Annotated in this window: 18 protein-coding genes and 1 pseudogene; 8 read left to right on the forward strand and 11 right to left on the reverse strand. The window is 68.3% G+C overall.

Annotated elements, in window-relative coordinates:
- Positions 1-26: 26 nt before the first annotated feature.
- Positions 27-545 (forward strand): Fur family transcriptional regulator, encoded by a 519-nt coding sequence (locus HLH48_RS16965; protein ID WP_182998675.1) that lies wholly within the window; start codon positions 27-29, stop codon positions 543-545.
- 116 nt (positions 546-661) lie between these two features.
- Positions 662-4,018: an efflux RND transporter permease subunit gene (locus HLH48_RS23690; protein ID WP_182998676.1), complete on the forward strand. Its 3,357-nt coding sequence runs from the start codon at positions 662-664 to the stop codon at positions 4,016-4,018.
- Positions 4,019-4,210: 192 nt separating this feature from the next.
- On the opposite strand, the pseudogene HLH48_RS16975 reads toward HLH48_RS23690, so the two are convergent.
- The 5 genes and pseudogenes from HLH48_RS16975 to HLH48_RS16995 all read right to left on the reverse strand — a co-directional run.
- A pseudogene (locus HLH48_RS16975) lies at positions 4,211-4,584 on the reverse strand (FecCD family ABC transporter permease); the annotation flags it as partial.
- A gap of 108 nt (positions 4,585-4,692) precedes the next feature.
- Positions 4,693-5,883 carry an NAD(P)/FAD-dependent oxidoreductase gene (locus HLH48_RS16980; RefSeq protein ID WP_182998677.1) on the reverse strand — a complete coding sequence of 397 codons (1,191 nt, stop codon included), beginning with the start codon at positions 5,881-5,883 and terminating at the stop codon, positions 4,693-4,695.
- A 37-nt stretch (positions 5,884-5,920) separates the two neighbouring features.
- Positions 5,921-6,493, reverse strand: a complete 573-nt coding sequence (locus HLH48_RS16985) for a peroxidase-related enzyme (protein ID WP_182998678.1) — start codon at positions 6,491-6,493, stop codon at positions 5,921-5,923.
- A 3-nt stretch (positions 6,494-6,496) separates the two neighbouring features.
- Positions 6,497-6,976 carry a hypothetical protein gene (locus tag HLH48_RS16990; RefSeq protein ID WP_182998679.1) on the reverse strand — a complete coding sequence of 160 codons (480 nt, stop codon included), beginning with the start codon at positions 6,974-6,976 and terminating at the stop codon, positions 6,497-6,499.
- A 19-nt stretch (positions 6,977-6,995) separates the two neighbouring features.
- Entirely contained in the window at positions 6,996-8,462 is a 1,467-nt protein-coding gene (locus HLH48_RS16995; RefSeq protein ID WP_182998680.1) for an FAD-dependent oxidoreductase, read from the reverse strand.
- Positions 8,463-8,889: 427 nt separating this feature from the next.
- On the opposite strand from HLH48_RS16995, the gene HLH48_RS17000 reads away from it, so the two are divergent.
- The 6 genes from HLH48_RS17000 to HLH48_RS17025 all read left to right on the forward strand — a co-directional run bounded on the left by HLH48_RS17000 (position 8,890) and on the right by HLH48_RS17025 (position 16,947).
- Positions 8,890-11,400, forward strand: coding sequence for a TonB-dependent receptor plug domain-containing protein (locus HLH48_RS17000; RefSeq protein ID WP_182998681.1), 2,511 nt, complete (start codon positions 8,890-8,892; stop codon positions 11,398-11,400).
- A 69-nt stretch (positions 11,401-11,469) separates the two neighbouring features.
- A complete protein-coding gene (locus tag HLH48_RS17005; RefSeq protein WP_246387427.1) occupies positions 11,470-12,807 on the forward strand; it encodes an LLM class flavin-dependent oxidoreductase in 1,338 nt (445 codons plus the stop codon).
- A complete protein-coding gene (locus HLH48_RS17010) occupies positions 12,804-13,388 on the forward strand; it encodes a hypothetical protein (RefSeq protein ID WP_182998683.1) in 585 nt (194 codons plus the stop codon). The genes HLH48_RS17005 and HLH48_RS17010 overlap by 4 nt, the downstream gene beginning before the upstream one ends.
- Entirely contained in the window at positions 13,385-14,548 is a 1,164-nt protein-coding gene (locus tag HLH48_RS17015; RefSeq protein WP_182998684.1) for an NAD(P)/FAD-dependent oxidoreductase, read from the forward strand. Before HLH48_RS17010 ends, HLH48_RS17015 begins: the two co-directional genes overlap by 4 nt.
- Before the next feature lie 13 nt (positions 14,549-14,561).
- A complete protein-coding gene (locus HLH48_RS17020; protein WP_182998685.1) occupies positions 14,562-15,863 on the forward strand; it encodes an MFS transporter in 1,302 nt (433 codons plus the stop codon).
- Positions 15,856-16,947, forward strand: a complete 1,092-nt coding sequence (locus HLH48_RS17025) for an AbrB family transcriptional regulator (RefSeq protein ID WP_182998686.1) — start codon at positions 15,856-15,858, stop codon at positions 16,945-16,947. Before HLH48_RS17020 ends, HLH48_RS17025 begins: the two co-directional genes overlap by 8 nt.
- Before the next feature lie 65 nt (positions 16,948-17,012).
- On the opposite strand, the gene HLH48_RS17030 is transcribed toward HLH48_RS17025, so the two are convergent.
- Genes HLH48_RS17030 through HLH48_RS17055 form a run of 6 tightly spaced genes read right to left on the reverse strand, consistent with a single transcriptional unit; the run spans position 17,013 to position 22,946 of the window.
- The gene (locus HLH48_RS17030; protein WP_182998687.1) at positions 17,013-17,975 is read right to left on the reverse strand and encodes a LysR substrate-binding domain-containing protein; all 963 of its coding nucleotides are present in this window, start codon (positions 17,973-17,975) and stop codon (positions 17,013-17,015) included.
- Positions 17,954-19,351 carry an MFS transporter gene (locus HLH48_RS17035; RefSeq protein ID WP_182998688.1) on the reverse strand — a complete coding sequence of 466 codons (1,398 nt, stop codon included), beginning with the start codon at positions 19,349-19,351 and terminating at the stop codon, positions 17,954-17,956. Before HLH48_RS17035 ends, HLH48_RS17030 begins: the two co-directional genes overlap by 22 nt.
- A 7-nt stretch (positions 19,352-19,358) precedes the next feature.
- Positions 19,359-20,657 (reverse strand): NAD(P)/FAD-dependent oxidoreductase, encoded by a 1,299-nt coding sequence (locus HLH48_RS17040; RefSeq protein WP_246387428.1) that lies wholly within the window; start codon positions 20,655-20,657, stop codon positions 19,359-19,361.
- A complete protein-coding gene (locus tag HLH48_RS17045) occupies positions 20,657-21,430 on the reverse strand; it encodes an amino acid ABC transporter ATP-binding protein (protein ID WP_272502286.1) in 774 nt (257 codons plus the stop codon). The genes HLH48_RS17040 and HLH48_RS17045 overlap by 1 nt, the downstream gene beginning before the upstream one ends.
- Positions 21,423-22,082 (reverse strand): amino acid ABC transporter permease, encoded by a 660-nt coding sequence (locus HLH48_RS17050; protein WP_182998689.1) that lies wholly within the window; start codon positions 22,080-22,082, stop codon positions 21,423-21,425. The genes HLH48_RS17045 and HLH48_RS17050 overlap by 8 nt, the downstream gene beginning before the upstream one ends.
- A gap of 18 nt (positions 22,083-22,100) precedes the next feature.
- The gene (locus HLH48_RS17055) at positions 22,101-22,946 is read right to left on the reverse strand and encodes a transporter substrate-binding domain-containing protein (RefSeq protein WP_182998690.1); all 846 of its coding nucleotides are present in this window, start codon (positions 22,944-22,946) and stop codon (positions 22,101-22,103) included.
- Positions 22,947-22,952 lie beyond the last annotated feature (6 nt).

Here is a 22,952-nt window from a genome sequence, read left to right on the forward strand (position 1 = left end):
CCGCAGATCGTGACAGGATCAATGCCATGCTTGCCTTCCCCGAACACCGCCGTTCGCCGCCTGACGTGCGGCAGATCCGCCCCGGCATGGGAGCCAGTGCCCGGTTGGTCCGACAGCTCGAACGGCGCTGCTTTTCAGCCGGCCTGAAGATGACCGACCTGCGTCGGGTTCTTCTGCATGGCATCCTCGAAGCCGGCGACGGCGCCACCGCGCTCGAAATCTGGAAGAATCTGACGGGCATGGTGGATGGCTATGTCCCCAGTCACGGTTCCCTCCAGCGCAATTTGAACCTGATGGTCGAGTTAGGCGTGCTCCGCCGCGATGTCGGCGCGGACCGGGTCTGGCGGTACGGGCTGCCGCCCGATGCCCTCCGCACGACGGGCGACATGCCGATCGTCCGCATTCTCGAAGCGGGAACGGGCCGCCGGAGCCCCTGTGACCTGCCCGAGGTCGCGACCTTTCTCCGCCGTCTTGCCGTGGAGCGGGGGCTGGACATCCGCAGCGCCGCGATCACCGTCCGGCCCGTGCCCAAGGCGCCCGTCTGAAACCCGTGGGCGTATCCCCCGGAAAAAAAAGAGCGGTGGGGCCGGTATAAAGACCGCCCCCACGAGCGTCTTTATAAGCAAGGACCCCTGATGACGGCGGACGTTCGGCCTGTCACGTGAGTTTCATCGCCTTCTTTGTCAGACGGCCGGTCGCGACGACGCTCCTTCTGGTCGCCGCAATCCTCTCCGGGCTGCTGGCCCTGCCGTCGTTGCCGGTGTCCGACCTGCCCGATATCAGCGTTCCGGTCTTTTCGGTGTCCGCCAGCAATGCGGGCGGCACGCCCGAGGTCATGGCGCGCACGGTCGCGGCCCCTCTGGAACGCCATCTCGGGACCATCGCGGGCGTCACGCAGATGCAGTCGGTCTCGACACGCGGCGAGACCGTGATCTCGCTTGGCTTCGAGGCGGGACGCGATCTCAACGGCGCCGCGCGCGACGTCGAGGCGGCGATCCGCGCGGCCCGGGCCGATCTGCCGAAAACGCCGGGTTCCGACCCCAGCTATCATCGCGCCAATCCGAACGCGACGCCGGTGCTGATCCTGGCGGTCACGCCCGGGATGATGACGATGCCTCGCCTGTATGACCTGGTGAACGTGACGCTGCGCCCCATGCTGCTCCAGGCGCCGGGAGTGGGCGACGTGACGCTGATGGGCAGTTCGGCGCCGGCCGTGCGCGTGGCGATGAACCCGCTGGCTTTCTTCAAATACGGCATGGGCTTCGAGAACCTGCGCGCGGCGCTGGCCTCCGCCAACGCCCATACGCCGAAAGGCGTCATCGATACGCATGGCCAGCGTTTCCAGCTCGCGGTCAACGATCAGGCCGAACATGCCGATGATTACCGAAACCTGATCATCGCCTACAAGAATGGCCGTCCGGTCCGGCTCAGCGATGTCGCGACCGTGACCGATGGCATGCAGGACATCAATGCCGCCGCCTTCTTCGACGGCAGGCCGGCCCTGACGCTCATGGTGCGCGCCCAGCCGGGGGCCAATCTGGTGGGCATCGTCGATGCGGTGACGGCGCGCCTGCCACGCCTGCGCGCCCTGATGCCGCCGGGTGCGGATATCGCCATCGCCCGGGACGGCTCCGTCGTGATCCGCTCCTCCCTGCATCATACCACGGTCACCCTGCTGCTCGCCTGCATGCTGGCGCTGGCCGTGGTATGGGCGTTCCTGCGCTCCGCCACCGCGTCGGTGGCGGCGGCCATCGTCGTGCCGTGCTGCCTGATCGCCAGTCTCGGCCCGATGCATCTGGCGGGGTTCGGGCTGGACAATCTTTCGCTCATGGCCCTGACCGTGGTGACCGGGCTGGTGGCGGATGACGCGATCGTGGTGATCGAGAACATCATGCGCCACCGTGCGCTCGGTCTATCGATCGAGGACGCGGCGATCGCGGGCGGCAGCGAGGTGGTTTTCACCCTGTTGTCCATCACGATCTCGGTGCTGGCGGTATTCGCGCCGATCGGCCTGGCGCCGGGTCTGACCGGACGGCTGTTCGGGGAATTCGCGGGCACGGTCGGGATCGCGGTCACGGTGTCGCTGGTGCTGTCCTGCGTGGTGACGCCCTGCCTGACGGCGGCGCTGTTGCGGCTCGCGCAGGCGCGACATCCCGGGGACAGAAAAACCAGGACAGAGCCTCCGAAAAGTCTGGTCGCCGGTCTCTATCCCCGAATCCTGGATGTGTGCCTCCGGCATCCGGGCAAAACGGTCCTGTTGCTGCCGCTGAGCCTGTTCGCCGGTCTGCTCCTGTTCGCCCGCATGCCGAAGATCGTGTTTCCGAAACAGGATATCGGCATCGTCTCCGGCGGATCGCGCGCCGACGGCGCCACGCTGGCGGACACCAAGGCGCGTATCGCACATTTCAGTCAGGTCATGCTGTCCGATCCCGGCGTCTCGCATGTCGTGGCCTATCTCGACACGTCTGAGGGGTCGAGCCACGGCATGGTCTTCGCGACCCTGCGTGACATCGCTGACCGCCGGGACAGCGCCACCATGATCGCCCGGCGCGCCGCGGCGGCCATGCGGCACGAGCAGCACGGCGAATATCACGCCCAGGCCCCCGGCAATCTGATGATGCGCGTGGGATCGAACAGCTCCGGCCTCAGCTACATCCTGCGCAGCGACGACGAGCGCCTGCCTGGGCCAGCGGCCCGACGTCTGGCGCAGGCGCTCAAACAGCCCCCTGAATTCACGGATGTCGACGAGGACAGCGATCCGCCGGGCGAGAGCCTGTCCTTTGCCATCAACCGTGACGTCGCCGCCCGGCTGGGTGTCACGCCGCAGGTGATCGGCTCGGCCCTCTCCGATGCGTTCGGGCAGATCACCGCCTCGGTCGTCTATAGCTGGCGGGGGCAGTATAATGTCGTCATGACCCTACAGGACCAGTTCCTGCGTGATCCGGCGCTGCTGCGGAATTTCTGGGTCAGTCCATCCGGTGGTTCGGCGTCCGGCAGTGCGGCGTCGAACACGATCCGTGTGACCACACAGGGATCGGCCGGCGGGTCGTCCACGCTCGCGGCGGCCTCCTTCCGCAACCAGATCGCCAATGCGCTGGCAGGCGGGGCCACGGCCTCAACGGGGGCCGCGGTCGCGACAGGGGCCGAGACGCTGGTCCCGCTGTCGATGGTGGCGACACTGACTCCGACCCGCGATCCCGCCAGCGTCACGCATCTGGGCTATGACAGTTCGGCGTCGATCGCGCTGGAACTGGCTCCCGGCGTCAGCCTGGAGCGGGCGCACGCCATCATCGACGCGGAAAGTCGTGCGCTCTCCCTGCCGCGAACCATCAGCGGCGTTCTGCAAAGCGACGACGGCGACGCGGGCAGGAGCACGTGGGATAGCGAGATGCTGGTGCTGGGCGCCATCGTCGCGGTCTATCTCACGCTGGGCATCCTCTATGAAAACTCCTTTCACCCTCTGACCATCCTCTCCACCGTGCCCTCGGCTGGCATCGGCGCGGTGCTGGCGCTCGATCTGTTCGGGCTGCCCTTCTCGGGCATGGCGGTCGTGGCGATGCTGCTGCTCACCGGCATCTCGCTGAAGAATGCCATCATGCTGGTCGATTTCGCGGTGTTGGCGCAGCGCAGGCGGGCTCTCACGCCACACGCGGCGATCCGCGAGGCGGCCCTGTTGCGGCAGAGGCCGATCCTGATGACGACCGGCGCCGCCGCTCTTGGCGCGCTGCCGCTTGCTCTCATGGGCGGTTACGGCATGGAACTGCGCCAGCCGCTCGGCATTGCCCTGATCGGCGGCCTCGTGGTCAGCCAGATCCAGACCATGCTCACCACGCCCGCGCTTTACGTGCTGATCGCGCGTCTGCCTACCCTTCGTCCGCCGTGCGACCGCTGCTCCGCATGTGGATCGGAAAAGGTGACATTGAGCAGCTACGCCCGTCTCGCCGCACTCAGCCGCTGGCGGGACGCTTTTCCGGAGGGTGTTGAACTCGCCGTCGCCGAATCGGCGAGCGATCGATAACGCTTCTCCCGTACGCGCTGGCCCCCGGCGCGGGTGTCGCAACCCTGTGTGGCGGCTTCCTCGCACGGCGACTGGATCGCCGGGTCCCCGTGCTGTTCGGCCTTACCTTCGGCATGAGCGCCGTAACCGGAATGATGGTGGCCGGCTTCGGTCTCTATCTGCTTCTGTACCGCTGCATGGTTGGAGCCTTATCTCCGGATCACGCATGCGGGTCAGCAGCCAGACGAAAGCCGGGGCGCCGATTACGGCCGTCACGATCCCGACCGGCACTTCGGCAGGTGCCGCGATCACGCGCGCCAGACTGTCGGACAGCGTCAGGAGCGTCACCCCCAGCAGCGCGCTCGCAGGCAGGACCAGCCGGTGATCGGGACCTGTCGCCAGCCGCACGAGATGCGGCACCACGACCCCGATGAAACCGATGCCACCCACGATCGAGACCGTCGCCCCGACCATGGCCGCGACGGCGAGCATGGCAGACGTTTGGTCCGCTCCACAGGATAGCCCATCAGCCGCGCGTCTTCCTCGCCGAGAAGCAGCGCATTCAGCGGCGCTACAAGGCCGAGCGTCGCGAGCAGGCCGAACGAAGCAGAGGTGATCTTCTATACAATCCTGGACGATGATAAAAAAGCAGCCTGACTATCGAACTAAAAACTCTCCGGTAAACCCGGGGCGGTTCAATGCCGATCCGCATCCTGTCTGTCGTCTTGTCGGGCGAAGCGGCTGGGGCGGAAGTCGGCCAGCCAGTCGATGGGGACGCCGTTCAGGACTTCCATGGCGACGCATTGCCCCATGATCGGTGCTTGGGTCATGCCGCTGTGCATGACGGCGACGTGGACGTTGGGGTCGCTGGCGGAGGCGCCGACGATGGGGTGGCCGTCGATCGGCAGAACCCTGTGGCCGAGCGTCATGAATTCGAGCGGCAGCGGGGGGAGGTGGGGAAAGAAGTTCCGGACTTTCGCCAGGAAGGTCTCGCCCGTGGCGGCGTCGGCCGGGGTATCGCCGCTGTCGCCGAAATTGGAACCGGTGACCAGGCGCCCGTCGGGATTCTGCTTGATGTCGCAGCCAGGCGGCATCACGACCTGTCCGAACAGGGGGCGCAGGGGGGCGGTATGGGCCAGGATGCCCCGCGATTCCCTGAGCGGGGTCTTGAGCCCCGCCGTGGCCGCCATCGCGGGCGTGTCGTTGCCCATGCAGAGGACCACGTTGTCGGCGCGGATCGGGCCCTTGTCGGTCTGCACGCCGGTGACGCGTCCGCCCGTGCGGTCCAGGGCCAGCACGTTGGTGCCCATGGCGAGGCGCGCGCCCTTCCTGGCCGCCGCCGCGACCAGGGCCTCCGCCGCGGCGACCGGGTCCACCGTACCGTCGATGTCGGATTTCCACGCGATCGCGCAGGGGCCGGTCCGCACGCCCGGCAGCCGGGCCTCGACGTCCGACCTGCCGATCGTGCGGATGGGATAGCCCCAGCCTTCGAGCCGGCGAATGATGTCCCGCGTTTCCGCCACCGCGTTTTTCTCGTCGGTGTGCCAGGAGATGCCGCCGCCCCACTGGATGGCGAGATCCTGGCCGATCTCCTGCTGGAGGCGATGCCAGCCCAGGATGCCGAGCATGTTCAGCGTATAGTAGGAATAAGGTTTCTTGTTGAACGCATTGAGCCAGGCGAAGGATTTGGCCGTGGTTTCCTGCCCTGGGCCGGCGCGGTTGACGATCGTGACGTCGGCGCCGTAGGTGGCGAGGTGATAGCCGACCGATGCGCCGATGATGCCCGCCCCGACGACGACGACGGATTTGCGGGGCGTCGCCGCGAAGGCGGAGGGGGCGGCCGTGCTGGCGAGGCCCATCAGGAGGTGGCGTCTTTTCAAAAGCATGGGATGGCTCCTGCTCTGTTCGGATGCGTGCGTGGGGTCAGCATCTGGCGGCCGGCACGACATGGCCGAGCGGATGCATGAGCCGGTTGGCCCAGCCGAAGATCGCGACCGCGTGGATGAGGTCGATGATGTCCGCCCCGGAAAGGCCCGCGTCGCGTAGCGCGCGGACGTGATCGGGCGTGGCGGCTGAGGGCGTGGCCGAAAGCGCACGCGCGAACGACCAGATGGCCTGGCCGCGTGGGGAAAGCCGGTCCGGGCGATCGTGCCACAGGGCGGTGACCGCATCGTCGCTGCCGGTCAGGTCGGCAAGGCGGCGGGCATGGACCATGGTGCAATAGGGGCAACCATTGACGACCGACGCGCCGAGGGCGCCCAACTCGCGGTCCGCGCGCGGCAGGCCGCCGGGGGCGTACATGATCGCGTTGAACAGGATCGTGCGGGCCAGACAGCTTTCCGGATCGTGGGCGAGGGTGCGGACATAAAGCGAGATGCCGAGGGATGACGGGGTGACCTGCATCGCCTCGCGTTGCCTGGCATTGGCCCGCGCGATATCGACCGGCTCTATATAGGGGGCCCAGTCCAGGAGCTTGACGCGGATTCTGCCGGGCATCGTTCAGTCTTTCAGCAGGCGCAGGCCGGCGGTGACGCGGCACTGGTAATTGACGAACGCGATCAGTTCGGACAGCGCCACGATCTGGGGGTTGGACAGGCCGGCCTTGACCAGGGCCGCGATATCCGCCCGCGCGGCCGTCTGATTGCGTGTGGTCACCAGGTCCGCCTGTCGCGCGATGGCGCGGAGCGGGGCGGGAAGGGCGGATGCTCCGTCGGCCAGGGCCGCGAGGTCGGCGCCGGCATCGGCCTCGGCGAGGGCCGTCCGGTAGGCCGTGGCCAATGCGGTGTCCGCATTGAGGGTGGCAATGCGGCAGGCCAGCGCGAGGCGCAGCGCCGGGGCGAGGCCGTGATCGTCCTCCGGGGCCAGTACAGCGTGGCGGCAGGCTTCCGAGCCGGTGACGAATGCGGCCCTTGCCCGGCGATGGGCGAAGAGAGGGGCATCCTCGGCGAGCCCGACCGCTGCATCTATGGCGTCCGTCATGTCGGAGATCCTTCTGGTTTCAGGGCGCAGGGAGCGGAGTATCGGTCCATTCGTCCCCCGTCAGTTCCGGATCGTCGAAGGCCACGAGGCCTGCATAGTGAAGGGCGCGATCCGCGACGAACAGGGATTCGGCGATGTGGCGGACCAGGCGTTCCGCGCCGTCGCTGATGGCCGGGATATCGCCGCTGACCTTTCCGTGCGACAGGGTCGCCGGATAGCAGAAACAATGGACGAAGCGGAGGAACGGGCAGGCGCCTGGAATTTTCTCGATAAATTCGAAGCCTTTCCCGAGGTCGGGGGAATGGTCCAGTTCCGCGTAGCGTATGCCGGAGGGCATGTCTTCCGCCGCCGGTGCGAAACGGTCTTTCCACAGGCGGATGTGCGGCGCGATGACGGCCAGTTCCGGCCGTTGCGAAAGATCCGCCGAAAAGCCCGTGGCGGCGATGACATGATGCGTGTCCAGACGGCCGCGCGATGTTTCGAGGCGGACGCCATCGCCCAGGAAGGTTGCGGATTCCACGCCGCATCCCAGATGGAAGAAGGCGTTGGGCCAGCGCGAGACCCGCAGGACGCTGGCGCGTGGTGGCGGGGTCTGCGCATCGAGCACGCAATCCATGAAGCGCCACTTCCAGCCGTCGGGCAGGCCCCGGAAACCCAGCACGACGCCCATGCTGCCGATGCCGGTGAATTTGTTGACGCGCGGCATGGCCCGGCGCCGGAGCAGGATATCGACGCGGCGCGCGCCGGACTCCAGCGCGGTCGCGGCATTGTCCATGGCCGAGGCGCCGGCACCGATGACGGCGACATTCCGGCCCCGGAGTGCCGCGAAATCGATCCGGTCGGCGGAATGGGCCCAGGCATGGCGGGGCAGGGCGGCGACGACCGGCGGCACGAACGGCCCGCCCAGCCCGTCGCGCCCCGTCGCCAGGACGAGGCGCCGGCACAGGACCGTCTCGGGCCGCCCGCCCGACAGGAGGCGCAGGGCCAGCAGGCCGTCTTCGCGGAAGGCGATGCCGTCCAGCGCGGTTTCGTTGCGGACCGGGATGGCGAGGACGGTACGCAGCCAGACCAGGTACTCCATCCAGAGTCCGGTCGGAATCCTGTCCAGTGCCTCCCATCTTTCCGGCCCGAAGCGATGTTCGTACCAGGCGCGGAATGTCAGGCTGGCGAGGCCCATGCAGGGACCGGACAGGGATTTCGGCGAGCGCAGCGTCTCCATCCGCGCGTAGGTGGTCCACGGGCCTTCGTGTCCGGCCGGGGCGCGGTCGAGGACGATATGGTTGTCGATGCCGCAGCGGCGCAGCGAGGCGGAGACCGTCAGGCCCGCCATCCCCGCGCCGACGACCGCGACGTCGACGACCCGCCGCCCGTCCGCCATGCGCGGCGGCACCCACGGGCGGGTCGGGATTTCGAGCCATTGCAGATCCTGCCTGACCCGTTCGTTCAGCCGGTCCAGCCCGCCGGGGATCTCTTGGGGGTGCGACATTTCATGTCCTCTCGCGGAGACAGACCGATATCACATTATAACGGGATCGGAACGCCTCGCGGTAGGGCCTGAATCCTTCCAATGGGTAATCGTATGATGAAATTTTCTACTTCGAAACAAAACGGATCCGATACGATTATGCTGGAAAATGGGGGAGGTTCGGCGGGAGAATGGATCGTGACGCCGGACGCGGCGCGGCGGCGACGTCGATCGGGGTCGGGTTCGGGAATTCTTTTCATGGTAGCCGTACAAACTATATCGGCCGGGCGGCCATATACGTTTTGTTGCCCAATCGAACTGAGGTAGGATTTTTCCCGTATCGGGTTCGGTTCCGTGCGGAATGAGCCGATCGTTCCCCACAGGGTGCGATCAGGTGGCTGGCGGATGTCGCGTCGTGCGGCGCAAGAGGCGAAAGAGACAGAGCAGAATGAAACGTCAGGCACTTTTCTCAACGGCTCTTGCCGTCGTACTTCCGGCGGTGATGGCGTCCGAAAGCCTTGCCGCGACCGGCGCGGACCGCAAGGCCGCGCATGCCGCCAGGAGCCGCGCCGCGCCGGCCCCGAAGCCGGTGGCGGCCATGGCCCCGGCATCGGCGCCCGCGCCCGCGCGTGTCGTGGTGCCCGTGGCGATGCCCGCGCGGAGCGACGGGGGCGACGCTGACGAGCAGGTGATCGTGACCGGCACGCGCGATCCGCACGCGAAGGCGCGCGACAGTATCAGCCCCGTGGTCGTGATTTCGGCGGCGCAGCTCAAATCCACCGGGCAGGCCGACCTGCGCGACGCGCTGACCACGCTGATCCCGTCCCTGACCCGCCAGACCGTGGGCACCGGCACCGCCAACACCATCGATTCGATCAACATGCGTGGCCTGACATCGAACCAGACGCTGATCCTGGTCGACGGCAAGCGCCGGCATACGACATCGACCGTCTATTACGCGCCCGGCCCGCAGCAGGGGACCACGCCGGTCGATATCGACATGATTCCCGTTTCGGAAATCGACCATATCGAGGTTCTGGAAGACGGAGCGGCCGCGCAGTACGGGTCGGACGCCATTGCCGGCGTCATCAACGTCATTCTGTCGCACCGCAGGCACGGCATCCAGATGTCGGCCAACAATGGCGGCTATTACAAGGGAGACGGCTTCACGTCGAAGGACTATGTCGGCGGTGCCTTCGAACTGCCGAATGGGGGCTTCTTCAACCTGGGCGCGGATTTCAAGTTCCAGGACCATGCGATCCGGGGTGGCTGGGACAAGCGCACGAACAGGTACGACAACCCGATCACGAGCATCCCGCGCGCGGTCCAGGTCGTGCTCGGCTACAACATGGAATACAATATCAACAGGGATCTGACGCTGTATTCCTTCTCGACCTTCGGCCACAAGGTGGCCGATGCGTTGCAGAATTTCCGCACCGGCGTGGACGTGCCGGGCGCGACCTTCCCGACGCTCTTCCCCAACGGCTACGTTCCGATCATCCAGACCGACGAGACCGATTATGGCGTGACGGTCGGCTTCAGGGGCAAGGCGTTCCTGGGCTTCGATTTCGATTTCTCGACGACCTATGGCGGCAATCATAACGATGTGAATATCGCCAATACGGGCAGCCAGAGCTATCTGGAAACCTACGGCTACACGCCGACGGAGTTCCATCAGACCGCCTATACGACGACCCAGTGGACGAACAACCTGGATTTCCGGCGCAGCTTCGACACGGGCGTGCTGGCGGGGCCGCTCAATTTCTCGATCGGCGCCGAATATCGCTATGAAACCTACAAGATCGGTGCCGGCGACTACAATGCCTACTATATTTCCGGCGCCCAGGGGCAGCATGCGATTCCGCCGGGCCTGGCCAGCACGTCGAACCGCGACGTGACGGCGGGTTATATCGATGTCGGGACGGAACTGCTCAAGGGGTGGAAACTCGACCTGGCCGGCCGGTTCGAGCATTATACCGATGTGGGAGATACCGAGATCGGCAAGGTATCGACCCGCTATGACGTGAACAAATATTTCGCCTTTCGCGGCACCGTCAGCAGCGGCTTCCGCGCGCCGACGCTGGCGGAACAATATTTCTCCAGCCTGACGGAATCGCCGACCTCGGCCTCCGGCGTCCTGGGCGTCAATTCGCCCGGTGCCAAGCTGCTGGGCGCCCGGCCGCTGAAGCCCGAGCGTTCGACCAGCTACAGCGCCGGCATCATCCTCAATCCCATCAGGAATATGCATATCTCGCTGGATGCCTACCAGATCGATATCCGCGACCGTATCGTGATCGGCGGTGTCTATGGCGGTGCCTTGGCGATACAGGCCATGAACCTGTCGGGCCTGTATTTTCCCTCCACCTCCGCGACCGCGACCGCGCAATACGAGACGAACGGGGCATCGACCCGCACGCGCGGCATGGATATCACCGCCACCTATCTGACCAATCTGGGCCGGTACGGCCGGATCAACTGGGATGCGGCGGTCAATTTCAACCAGACCAACATCACGCATGTCGGGGTGGACCTGAACGGGAACACGCTGCTGAATGCCCAGCAGCGCTCGTTCCTGACATCCTACATGCCGCGCAACAAGCTGATCTTCGGTGGCCGCTGGACCTGGGGCAATCTGGACTTCACCGTGCATGAGACGCGCTATGGCCGCACGACGTCGAACAATACCTACTGGAACGACGTGCCGAGTTCGCTGGTCAATTCGGTTTCGCACTTCCTGCGCTGGGTCCAGACGCCGCGCTTCCAGACCGATCTTGCGATCGGCTACCAGGTGACGCCGCGCCTGCATGCCACGCTGGGCGCCAACAATGTCGGCAATGCCTATCCGCGCAAGGTGCCCTACCAGGTGCAATATCTGGGATCGGAGGTGTATAACATGGACGTCCAGCAGATGTGGCTGTTCGGCGGCTACTACTACATGCAACTTGATCTTACGCTTTGATGGGGCGGGAAAGATCCTGAACGGCCGGGAGATGCCGCGTTGCTGAATGCGCCGAAGAAGACCATGTCCATGGGTCTTTCGATCCGGTACCTGGGGTATCACGCGGCCGGGTGGCGACACCCGGACGCCGACCCCGGGGGCAGTACGAGCTTCCGCCATTTCGCGACGGTCGCGCGGATGGCCGAGCAAAGCTGTTTCGACATGCTGTTCCTTGCCGACGGGATCGGCGTGCGGGTGACCGACACGCCGCCCGGCGCGCTCGCCCAGTCCTCGCAGGTCGCGGATTTCGAGCCGCTGACGCTGCTGTCGGCCCTGTCGGCGGTGACCGGGAGGATCGGCCTGGTGGCCACCGCCTCCACCACCTATAACGAGCCGTTCCATATCGCGCGGAAATATGCCTCGCTGGACCGGATCAGCGGCGGCCGCGCCGGGTGGAACATCGTGACCTCCTGGTCGGATGCGGAAGCGCGCAATTTCGGGCGGGACCGGCATCTCGACCATGACACCCGCTATGACCGGGCGCTGGAATTCGCCGAGGTGGTCAAGGGGCTGTGGGATTCATGGAGCGCGGACGCGCTGGTGGGCGACAAGGCGCGGGCGCGCTTCCTCGATCCGGCGGGTTTGCATGTGCTGGACCATGACGGCCCGCATTTTCGCGTGCGCGGGCCGCTCGACGTGCCGCGCAGCCCGCAGGGGCGGCCGATCCTGGTGCAGGCCGGCGCCAGCGACGCCGGCATCGAACTGGCCGGGCGCAACGCGGAGGTGATCTATTCCCTGCCGCGCTCGCTGGCCGAGGCGCGGGCCCATTCGGAAAAACTGCGCGTGGCGCTGGAGCGGCACGGCCGTCGCCGCGAGGATCTGCGGATCCTGGCCGGCGTCACCCTGTTCGTCGGCCGGACCGAGGCCGAGGCGCGGGCGCGCTACGAGGCGATGCGCGCGCTGATCCCGCCGGAACTCGGCCTGTCCTATCTCTACGCGCAACTGGGCGACCTGTCGGGCTATCCGCTCGACGGGCCGGTGCCGGAGCCGCGGGACCCGATGGTCAGGAGTATCGCCCGCGCGCTGGTCGACCAGGCGCATCGCGAGAACATGACCATTCGCGACCTGTATTCCCTCATCGCCTCCGGGTTCGGCGCGCATGTGCTGATCGGCACGCCGGAGCGCATCGTGGACATGATGGAGGAATGGTTCTCCTGCGGGGCGGTCGATGGCTTCAATCTCTGCCCGGCGCTGCTGCCGCTCAGCCTGGAGGAATTTACCGAACTGATCCTGCCGGAACTGCGCCGCCGGGGGCTGTTCCGCACGCGCTATGAGGGCATGACGCTGAGGGAGCATCTGTGCCTGCCGCTGCCGGCCAGCCGCTATGGCGATCCGGTCGCGCCCGCCCTTGAGGAGCGGCGGGCATGACGTGCGTGATCGCGGGCGATCCGGAGGGGATCGCGCCGTTCCGGGCCTGTTTTCCGCAGGCGCGGTATCTGGCCGCCACCGGGCAGCCGATATGGCATGGCGAGCCGGGGCGGCTCTGGGTGCAGTCGGCGGGGCAGGTCCGGGCGGTGCCGTTCGCGCAACTCGTTCTGGTGGGCGAGGCCAGGTTGCTGTGTGCGGCGCTGGGCTGCCGGATGGAGGAGGCCGGCCCGGCTACCGATGCGAACCACCAGACCAGCCGGCAGGGGATTTTCTTCCTGCGGGCCCGGCCGGACGCGGCGGCCGTCGCGCTTGTCGCGGCCGCGATCGCGCGGGGGCTGCCGCCGGTCGCGGTGCGGGAACGGCCCGGGCCGAACGGAAGCATGATGCGCCTGGAGCCGGTGGCGGTGGCCATGCTGCTGGAGCAGCCGGAGACGGGGGCGCGCGACGGGGAATTGCTGGGGCAGGTCGCGCTGACCGGCCCGGTCGCATTCTGCAAGCCGGTGAAGCTTGCCGCGTTGGCCGCAATCGGGGCGGAACGGCCGGCCCCATATCCGATCCAGATGGACCCGGAGGGCGCATGAGCCAGGAGACGGACCTGATCGTCATCGGCGGCGGGCTTCAGGGGCTCTCGACCGCATTCTGGGCCGCGCGCGGCGGATTGCGGGTGACGGTGGTGGAAAGAAGCGCTCCGGGGCGCCACGCCTCGGGATTTTCGGCCGGGGGCGTGCGGACCCTGGGGCGGGCGCTGCCCGAGATTCCGCTGGCGCTGGCGGCGCTGGACCTCTGGTACGACCTTCCGGCGCTGCTGGACGACGATGGCGGCTTCGTCCCCTCGGCGCAGGTGCGGGTCGCGGAAAACGACGCCGACACGCGCAGTCTGCGGGAACGGGTGGCGACGATCGCCGCGCGGGGCTGGACCCATGAGGTGCTGCTGGACGAGGCGGAGGTGAAGGCGCTTCTGCCGGCCGTGGCGCCGCATGTCGTCGGCGGCCTGGTGTGCCGCAGGGACGGGTTCGCGGACCCGATGCGGACGATTCGGGCGTTCCTGCGGGCGGGCATCCGTGCCGGCGTCTCGGTCTGCGTGGGTGCCGGCGTTGCCGGGCTGGATCGCGTGCAGGGGGGGTGGAACGTGACGCTGGAGGGCGGCAGCCGCCTGCGCGCGCCCCGCATCGTCAATGCGGCGGGGGCATGGAGCGGGCGGATCGCCCGCATGGTGGGGGATGATTTCCCGCTCGGGTTCAACGCGCTGATGATGATGTTCACCGCGCCGCTGCCGCCCTTCATCACCCAGGTGGCGCTGGCGACGGGGCGGCCGCTGTCGTTCAAGCAGGTGGCGTCGGGCCATGTCATGATCGGCGGCGGTCCCAAGGGGGTCGCGGATCTCGATACCGGGCTGGCGACGCTGGACGTCACGCGGCTGGCGGCGTCGGCGCGGACGGCGCTGGAACTGTTCCCGGTCCTGAAGGATGTGGACATCCTGCATGCCTGGGCGGGGATCGAGGCGATCATGCCGGACGAAATCCCGGTGATCGGGCGGTCGTCGCGGGCGGAGGGGGTCGTGCATCTGTGCGGCTTCTCCGGCCACGGATTCGCGCTCTCGCCCCTGACCGGGCGGATCGTGGCCGACCTGGCGCTGGGCCGCGAGGCGGCGTGCCCGATCGCGGCGTTCTCGCCCGATCGCTTCGTGCCGGACGGGGGCGGATCGCGGCCGGCCGGCACGCTGCTCCAGCCCGCCGGCTAGGGGGAGCGATGCCATGACGAGCAGGCGAGGCCGGGCCGTGATCGGCTCCATCGCGGGCAATGCCCTCGAATGGTACGATTTCATGGTCTTTTCCTATCTCGTGCCGGTCATCAGCGCCGTTTTCTTCGGCGGCGCGGGGCAGCGGGCCGTGCTGTTCACGACCCTCCTGTTCGGCCTGGGCTTCGTGACCAGGCCGCTGGGCGGCGTGGTGCTCGGCCTGTTCGCCGACCGGCACGGCCCCGGCAGCGCGATGGTGCTGGGCATGAGCGTCATGGCCGTGTCGATGCTGCTGATCGCCTGCGCGCCGGGATGGCACTCGGCCGGGCTGGCGGGGGCCGGGATCGTCGTCGTCGCCCGCCTGTTGCAGGGATTTTCCGCAGGCGCCGAATTCGCGACCTCGACCTCGTTCCTGATCGAGGAGGCACCGCCGGGCCGGCGGGGTTTCTATGGATCGTGGCAGATGGTCGGGCAGGCTGCCGCCCAGATCCTCGGCGGCGGGGTGGGGTTCCTGCTGGCGGCCGCGCTGAGCCCGGAGAGGCTGGTTGCCTGGGGGTGGCGGCTGCCGTTCGCGTTCGGCCTCGTCATCCTGCCGGCGATCCTCGTGCTGCGCCGGAGCGGGCGGGAGACCGCGCCGCGCCCGGCCCGGGACACGCTGCGCGGCAGCACGGCGCGTTTCCTGCGCGACCTGGGGCGGCAGAAGGGGCGGGCGCTGTCGGTGGCCGGGCTGGTCGGCGGCACGTCGGCCACGCTCTATATCCTTTATGGCTACAACATCACCTTTGCCACGCACACCCTGCACCTGCCGATCCGCATGGTCTTTTTCATCACCATGGCCGCCGCGATCGTGATGGTGCCCTTCATCCTGCTGGCGGGGGGCCTGGGCGACCGGTTCGGCGGGCGGCGGGTGCTGCTGGCGTCCCTGGTCGGGCTGCTTGTGGCCATCGTCCCGCTCTCGGCCTTTCTGGTCGCCGGGCCGTCGGTGGCGCGGCTGCTGATCGTGCAGGGCGGACTGGCGGTGTTCTCGGGCCTGTTCCTGGGGTCGTACAGCACCGTCGTCGCCGAAGTGTTCGAGCCGGGATCGCGGACCACGGTGCTGGCGACGGTGCATAACATGACCGTCATGCTGGTGGGCGGGACGTCGCAGCCGATCGTGACGTGGCTGCTCGCGGCGACCGGGTCCGCGATGGCCAGCGGGCTGTATGTCGCCATGGCGGTGCTGGGGGCGACGCTGGGCGCCGGCTGGCTGGCGGCGGAGCGCAGGCCGGCCCGGCGCATGGCCCTTGCGCGCGCGGAGCCGGTGCCGATGCATGTCTGACCCCATGTTGCCGCGCTGGCTGGTGCTGCTGGCGGGGTCGATGCTCCTGGCCGAACTGCTGCGCCGGATCGGCCTGCCCGCATCGGCGCTGCTCGGGCCCATGATCTGCGGCATCGTCGCCGGCGTGACCGGGCAGGGGCTGCGGCTGCCCGGTCCGGTCTTTCCGCTGGCGCTCGGGGTGGTGGGGTGCCTGATCGCCACCAGCCTGCCGCTGTCGGTCCTGGCCAGCATCGTCGACAAGGGTCCGGTCTTTTTCGCCGGGGTCGTTTCCATCGTGCTGGTGAGTGCCGCCGCCGGATTCGTGCTGGCGCGGACCGGGGTGCTGCCGGGAACGACGGCGTTGTGGGGATCGTCGCCCGGAGCGGCGACGCCGATGACGATCATGTCCGCCAGCTACGGCGCCGACATGCGGCTTGTCGCCTTCATGCAATATCTGCGCGTGATCTTCGTCTCGGGGAGTGCGGCGGCCGTCACGCGGTTTTTCGCGACGGCCCCAGCGGCGCATGGCACGCTGGCGCCGGCGGAGGGCAGTGCCGGGGCGATCGCGGGCACGCTGCTGACCATCGTGGTGTCGACCGCCCTGGCCCAGAGAGTCCGTATCCCCGCCGGGGTGCTGATGGTGCCGCTCGTCGTCGGCGCGGTGTTGCAGGATACGGGGCTGCTGACCATCGCCCTGCCCGGCTGGGTGCGCGTGCCGGCCTATACCGCGTTGGGGTGGGGGATCGGCCTGCGCTTCACGCCCGCGATCGTGCGGCATGCGCTGCGGGCCTCGCCCTGGGTCGTGCTGTCCACGCTGCTGGTGATCGGCGCGTCGGGCGCGGTGGCGTGGCTGCTGGTGCTGTGCGGCGAGACCGACCCGCTTTCCGCCTGGCTGTCGTGCAGTCCGGGGGGAGAGGACACGATCGCCATCATCGCTTCCACCACGCCGGGGGTGGATATGTCGTTCGTGATGGCGATGCAGACGGTGCGTTTCGTGCTGGTCCTGTTTACCGGCCCGGGGCTGGCCCGCTGGCTCGGCCGCTGGCTTCCCTCCGCCGCCGATCCCGGCCTCCTTGCGTCGCCTTCGAAGGCCGATGCTTCATGACCCGCCGGCCGGGTCCGCCGCGGTCTCGGCCAGCGCGGTGACGATCATCTCGACGCGGATGTCGCTCAATTTCGTGTTCCTTCGTAGCCGTTGAAATGCGGTGTGCCCGGTGTCGGGGTGCCCAGGCCGCCATAGGCGGCGCTTTCCGCGCAGATCCAGCGGATGAAGGCCGAGATGGCCGGGTCGTGCGCCTTCTCGACCGGCGTGACGACGTAGTAGGCGCCGCGCGAGCGGATCGTTTCCTGCGAGACCACGCACAGCGTGCCCTCGGCGAGTTCGCGCTCCACGAAGATCGTGGGGACGAGCGCCACGCCGATCCCGGCCATCGCCGCCTCGATCGTCGCGTTGAACTGGTCGAAGACGTGCCCCTTGAAGGACGCGGCGCCGGAGACGTCGACCTGCGCGAACCAGAAATCCCACAGGGCCGGGCGCGTGGTGAGCTGGATGAGGCTGGCGCGGGCCAGGTCGGCCGACGTGCGGAGTTCCGCCGCGTCGCGATAGGCGGGGCTGCACACCGGCACGATCGTCTCGTCGAACAGGTGATGAAGCTGGCCGTCCGGCCAGACGGGCGCGCCGTAATGCACGGCGATGTCGCAGTCCGATCCATCGAAGCTGAACGGTTCGAACACCGTGGTGATGTTGACCTTGATCTGCGGATATTGCGCCATCAGCCTGGGCAGGCGGGGGATGAGCCACCGGGACGAGAAGGTGGAGAACATGTGCAGGCTGAGCGTGTTCTCGCCATCGCCCGAGGACAGAACGCGATAGGTGGTGCCGGCGATCTGTTCGAGGATCGAGATGACGGACGGCAGGATCGACTTGGCCTGGCGCGTCATGATCAGGCGCTTGCGGCGCCGGTCGAACAGCGAAACGCCCAGCGTCATTTCCATGTTGCGGATCTGCTTGCTGATCGCGCCCTGGGTCAGGCTGAGTTCCTCGGCGGCGGCGCTGAAATTCTGGTGCCTGGCCGCGGCCTCGAACGCGACGAGTTCCGGCACCGACGGCATCAGGCGGCGGGGAAGGAGCATGGCGGCCTCCTTGTGATCTTGCGGCTGAGGCTGAGCAGGGCCGCCGTCCAGGCGACGGCGACCGCGTAATCCAGGCAGAGCAGCGTCGGCCGTGCCGCCACCCGGGCCATGATCATGGCGACCAGCGTGGCGCCGCAGGTCTGGCCCATGATGCGCGAGAGCGCGATCATGCCGCTGGCGCTGGCGCTGCGGTCGTGGGGGGCGGCGAGGACGATCGCCCGGTTGTTGGGCGAGACGAACATGGCGAACCCCAGCCCAGCCAGGGCGAAGCGCCACATGATGTCGAAGCCGCCGGCATCCAGCGGCGTGAGGCGGATCATCAGGAAGCCGAGACCGTTGATCGCCAGCCCGATCGACGACAGCGTTCCGGCGGGAACCCGGTCGGAGAGGCGGCCGACGAGCGGGCCCATGGCCACCATGGAGGCGGGCCACGCGGTGATCAGCAGCCCGGTCGCGACCGGCGAGCGGCCGAACAGGCCGGTCAGGGAAAACGGAATCGAGATCATGAAGAAATTCGCGGCCGTATAGCCCAGGAAACAGGTCGCGACCCCGATGGAAAAGGCGGGGCGGGCCAGCAGGTCCACCGGCATCAGCGGCGCGGCATGGTCTTTCTGGCGGGCCAGCAGCAGCCCCCCGGCCGTGGCGCCGAGCAGGACGAGCACGGCGCCGCCCGATGCCAATGCGTTGCGGGCCAGGACGTCGCTGCCGGTGAGGACCAGGCAGAAGGCCGCCATGTTCAGCAGGATCGACAGCGGGTCGATCAGCCTGCGGACCGGCGGCGTCGCGGGCAGGCGCGCCTTGCACAGGGCGAACACGAGCGCGCCGGCCGGCAGGTTGAACAGGAACAGCCAGCGCCACGAACCGGTGCAGTAGAGGATCGCCGCCGCGACGGAGGGGCCGAGGGCCACGCCGAGCGCCGTCGTCAGCGAATTGAGCGCGAGGCAGTGGCCGAGGCGGGCAGGGGGGCAGACCATGCGGACGAGCGCGGTGTTGACCGCCATGATCGCGGCGCCGCCCGCGCCCTGCACGCCCCGCGCGAAGGCGAGGGTGACGATATGGTGCGAGAGGGCGCACAGCAGCGAGCCCCCCATCAGCACCGCCAGCCCGGCCAGGCAGACCTTCTTGGCGCCGATCCGTTCCGCGACCGCCGCGAGCGGCAGCAGCAGCATGCAGTTGACGAGCTGGTAGGCGTTGACGACCCAGATCGAGACGGACGCGGAGGCGCGCAGGTCGGCCCCGATCGTCGGCAGGGCGATATTGGCGACCGCGTAGTCGAGCACCGCCAGCAGGACGGCCAGCAGAACCGCCAGGAGCGCCCCCCGGTCGATGGCGGGAGAACTTTGGTGAACCGGCATGGCCGTCGTGATCGCGTTCATGGAGCGTTCAGAGGCGAAAACGGAGGAACCGGGCGGGGTCGTAGGGGGCGGCTTCGGGGACGGGGGCGCCGATGACCAGCCGCCCGATCAGATCCGCCGTCCAGGGGGCGCTGACCAGCCCCAGATGGCCGTGGCCCGTGGCGTAGAACACGCCGCGCGTCGTGGGCGACGGCCCGATGACCGGCAGGCAGTCCGGGGTCGAGGGCCGGTTGCCCATCCAGTGCCGGACGGTGCCGAAACCGCCGATCTTCATCATCGGCAGGCCCTCGCGCAGGCAGTCGAGAAGGATACGGGCCCGGTTCCAGTCGGGGGGCGCGCCATCGGGGGCGAATTCGACCTGTCCGGCGGCGCGCAGGCCGCCCGTCATCGGGGTGATGCCGAATTTGAGGTCGGACATCATCACGGGGATGGCCGGCTCGTCCGTCACGCCGGGAAGCTGGACGTGATAGCCGCGCTCGCCGACCAGCGGAATGGTATCGCCGAGCGTCGCGCCCAGTGCCCGCGCGCCCATGCCGGCGGCGATGACGACGCCGCCGCACGCCACCACGCCGCCGGCCGTCCGGACGCCGCGTACCTGCCCGGCCTCGACCACGAAACCGTCGACATGGCCGGCGGCGAAGCGGACGCCCCGCTCGCGCGCAAGGGCGGCCAGGGCGGCGACATAGCCCCCCGGATCGGCGCAATGGGCGCCGTCGGGCAACAGGGCGCCGAAACCATATTGCGGCCCCAGGCCGGGGCAGGCGGCTTCGAGCGCCGCGCGGTCGAGCGTCCGCCAGCGCACGCCGTTCTCGCGCCGGAGCTGCCAGCCGAAGGCGTCGGCTTCGTATGCCGCCGCGTCGGGATAGACGATCACCAGCCCCGTGCGTTGGATCAGGTCGGGCACGCCCGCCTCGGCGGCCAGCCTGGCATGCCGCTCCGGCGCATCGGCCAGGAACGGCCGCAGGGCGGAGGCGATGGCCCGGGCCCGGGCGGGGGTGGCGCCGCAGGCGACGAAGCGCAGCAGCCACAGCCAGATATGCGGCAGGGATGCCGGGCGCAGGCGCAGCGGGCCGCGGGCGTTCAGCAGGTAGCCGGGCACCTTCTTCCACATGCCGGGCATCGAGATCGGCACCACCGATCCAGGGCTGAGCCATCCGGCATTGCCGTAGCTGGTGGCGTTTTCCGACCCCGGCGCGTCGGTGGACAGGAGGGTGACGTCATGCCCCAGGCGGCGCAGGTGCAGCGCCGTGGTCACGCCCACGGCCCCCGCCCCGATGACGGCCAGCGGCATGCCTTGCGCGGCGGGGGTGGACGTGTTGTCTGTCATCACGCCTTTCCCATGTGGAAATGTCTGAGGAATGTCCGGGTCCGTTCCTCGCGCGGGTCTTCGATGACCTGCCGCGCCGGGCCGGATTCCACGATATGGCCGTCCGCCATGAAGACGACGGTGTCCGCCACGTCGCGCGCGTAGGACATTTCGTGCGTGACCACGATCTGGGTCATGCCGGCCTGGGCGAGGTCGCGCATCACGCTCAGGATTTCCGCCACGCGCTGCGGGTCGAGCGCGGATGTCGCTTCGTCGAACAGCATGACCTTCGGTTCCATCGCCAGCGAGCGGGCGATCGCCACCCGCTGTTTCTGGCCGCCGGACAGACGGTCGGGCAGGGCGTCGGCGAAGCTGTCCATGCCCATGCGTTCCAGGAGCGGCCGGGCGATCCGCTCGGCGTCGTCGTGCGACCGGCCACGGACGAAGCGGGGGCCGGACATCACGTTTTCCAGCACCGTCATGTGCGGAAACAGGTTGAAGGACTGGAAGACCATCCCGGCCTCGGCACGAAACGCGGCCATCGCCTTCGCGCGGTGGCGCGAGGCGGTGGCGCCGAAGCGCATCGTGCTGCCGTCGATCGTGATCGAGCCGGAATCGGGGGTTTCCAGAAGATTGACGCAGCGCAGCAGGGTGGATTTTCCCGATCCGCTGGGGCCGATGAGGGCGAGTACCCGGCCCCTGGGCACGCCCAGCGAAATGTCGTGGAGCACGTCGCGCCGGCCGAAACGCTTCGAGAGGTTCACGATGTCGATCATCAGCGGTTCCCTAGCCATGGCGGCGGCGCTCCAGCAGGCGCGCGCCCTGCGTCAGCGGAAACAGGATCAGGAAATAGATGACGGCGATCGTGGTATAGACCTCCAGCGGCTTGTAGGTGGCCGAGGCGACCATCTGCCCCTGATAGACCAGGTCGGGCACGGTCACGACCGAGATCAGCGACGTGTTCTTCAGTTGCAGCACCACCTGGCTGACCAGCGGGGCGGTCATGCGCCGCAGGGCCTGCGGGGCGATGACCCGGCGCATCATCGTGACGGGGGTCATGCCCAGCGCGGCGGCGGCATCCCACTGGCCGCGATCGATCGAATCCAGTCCCGCGCGGAAGATTTCGCTGTAGAATGCCGCGCCGTAGAGCGACAGGGCCAGCAGCGCCGCCGTGGCGGGCGCCAGGCTGAGCCCCAGCACGACCGGCAGCGCGTAATAGCACCAGACCAGTTGCACCAGCGCCGGCGTACAGCGGAAGATTTCGACGACCGCCCCGGCGGGGATGGAGAGGATCTTCCAGCCGCTGCGCCGCGCCAGCGTCAGCAGCAGCCCCACCGCCATGCCGACGACCGCGCTGGCGACGGTGAAGCCCAGCGTATATTCAAGGCCGATCCGGAAAATCGACCAGTATTGCAGGATCGGACCGAAATCCCATTTATAGGTCATGAGGAGCGCCGCATCGGATCAGAATTCCAGGCCGGGCGGCAGCGAGGCCGGATCGACATTGCTGGCCCGCAGCGCCTTGTACATCCACTCCTGCACGATGCCCCCCGAGCGGTTGTAGAGCAGCCAGTTATTGACGAAGGTGAGGAAACGCGGGTCGGGCGAGACGGGCACGCCGACGCAGGTCGGCTGATGCACCACGGGCTGCGGCAGGACCAGAGTCCCCACCGCCGGGTTGCGCGCGTGCATCACGGCGGCGATCACCACCACCTGCACCACGCAGTCCGCGCGGCCGGCCTGGAGCGCCATGATCGCGTCGGTCGGCGACTGCACCGCGACGGGCGTGCAGTGGGGCAGGCTGCGCCGGACGAAGATGTCGTGCGACGAGCCGGTGTCGAATGCGACGCGGATCTCGGGCTTGTCGAGGTCTGCCCATTTCGTGACGGACAGGCCCGGCTTCGCGATCGCGGTGAAGGCGTTGTTGATGGCGATGTCGCTGAACTGGATCTGGAGCGCCCGCGCCGGCGTGGGGCTGAGGGCGAACATGACGTCGATCTTGCCGGTCTGGAGGTCCATGACCGAGGTGCCCCACTGGGCTTCCACGATTTCCGGGGTGACGCCCAGGGCCGAGGCCATGTCCCTGACCATGTCGATGCAGGCGCCGGTCCAGCCGCCGGCCAGGAGATCCTTGTGGAAAAAGGGCTCGGCCCCCGGAATGGCCGCGGTGCGGAGCTTGCCCGAGGCCCTGATGCGCTCGATCGCCCCGCCCGCCTCCTGCGCGCGCGCCGGGCGCAGGCCCGGAAGGGACGTCGCGGCCGCGAAGCCGCCCAGTGCCAGGACCGATGCAAAGGCTCGACGTGTCGTCACTTCAGG

The organism is Gluconacetobacter sacchari, from assembly GCF_014174255.1.
Lineage (GTDB): Bacteria > Pseudomonadota > Alphaproteobacteria > Acetobacterales > Acetobacteraceae > Gluconacetobacter > Gluconacetobacter sacchari.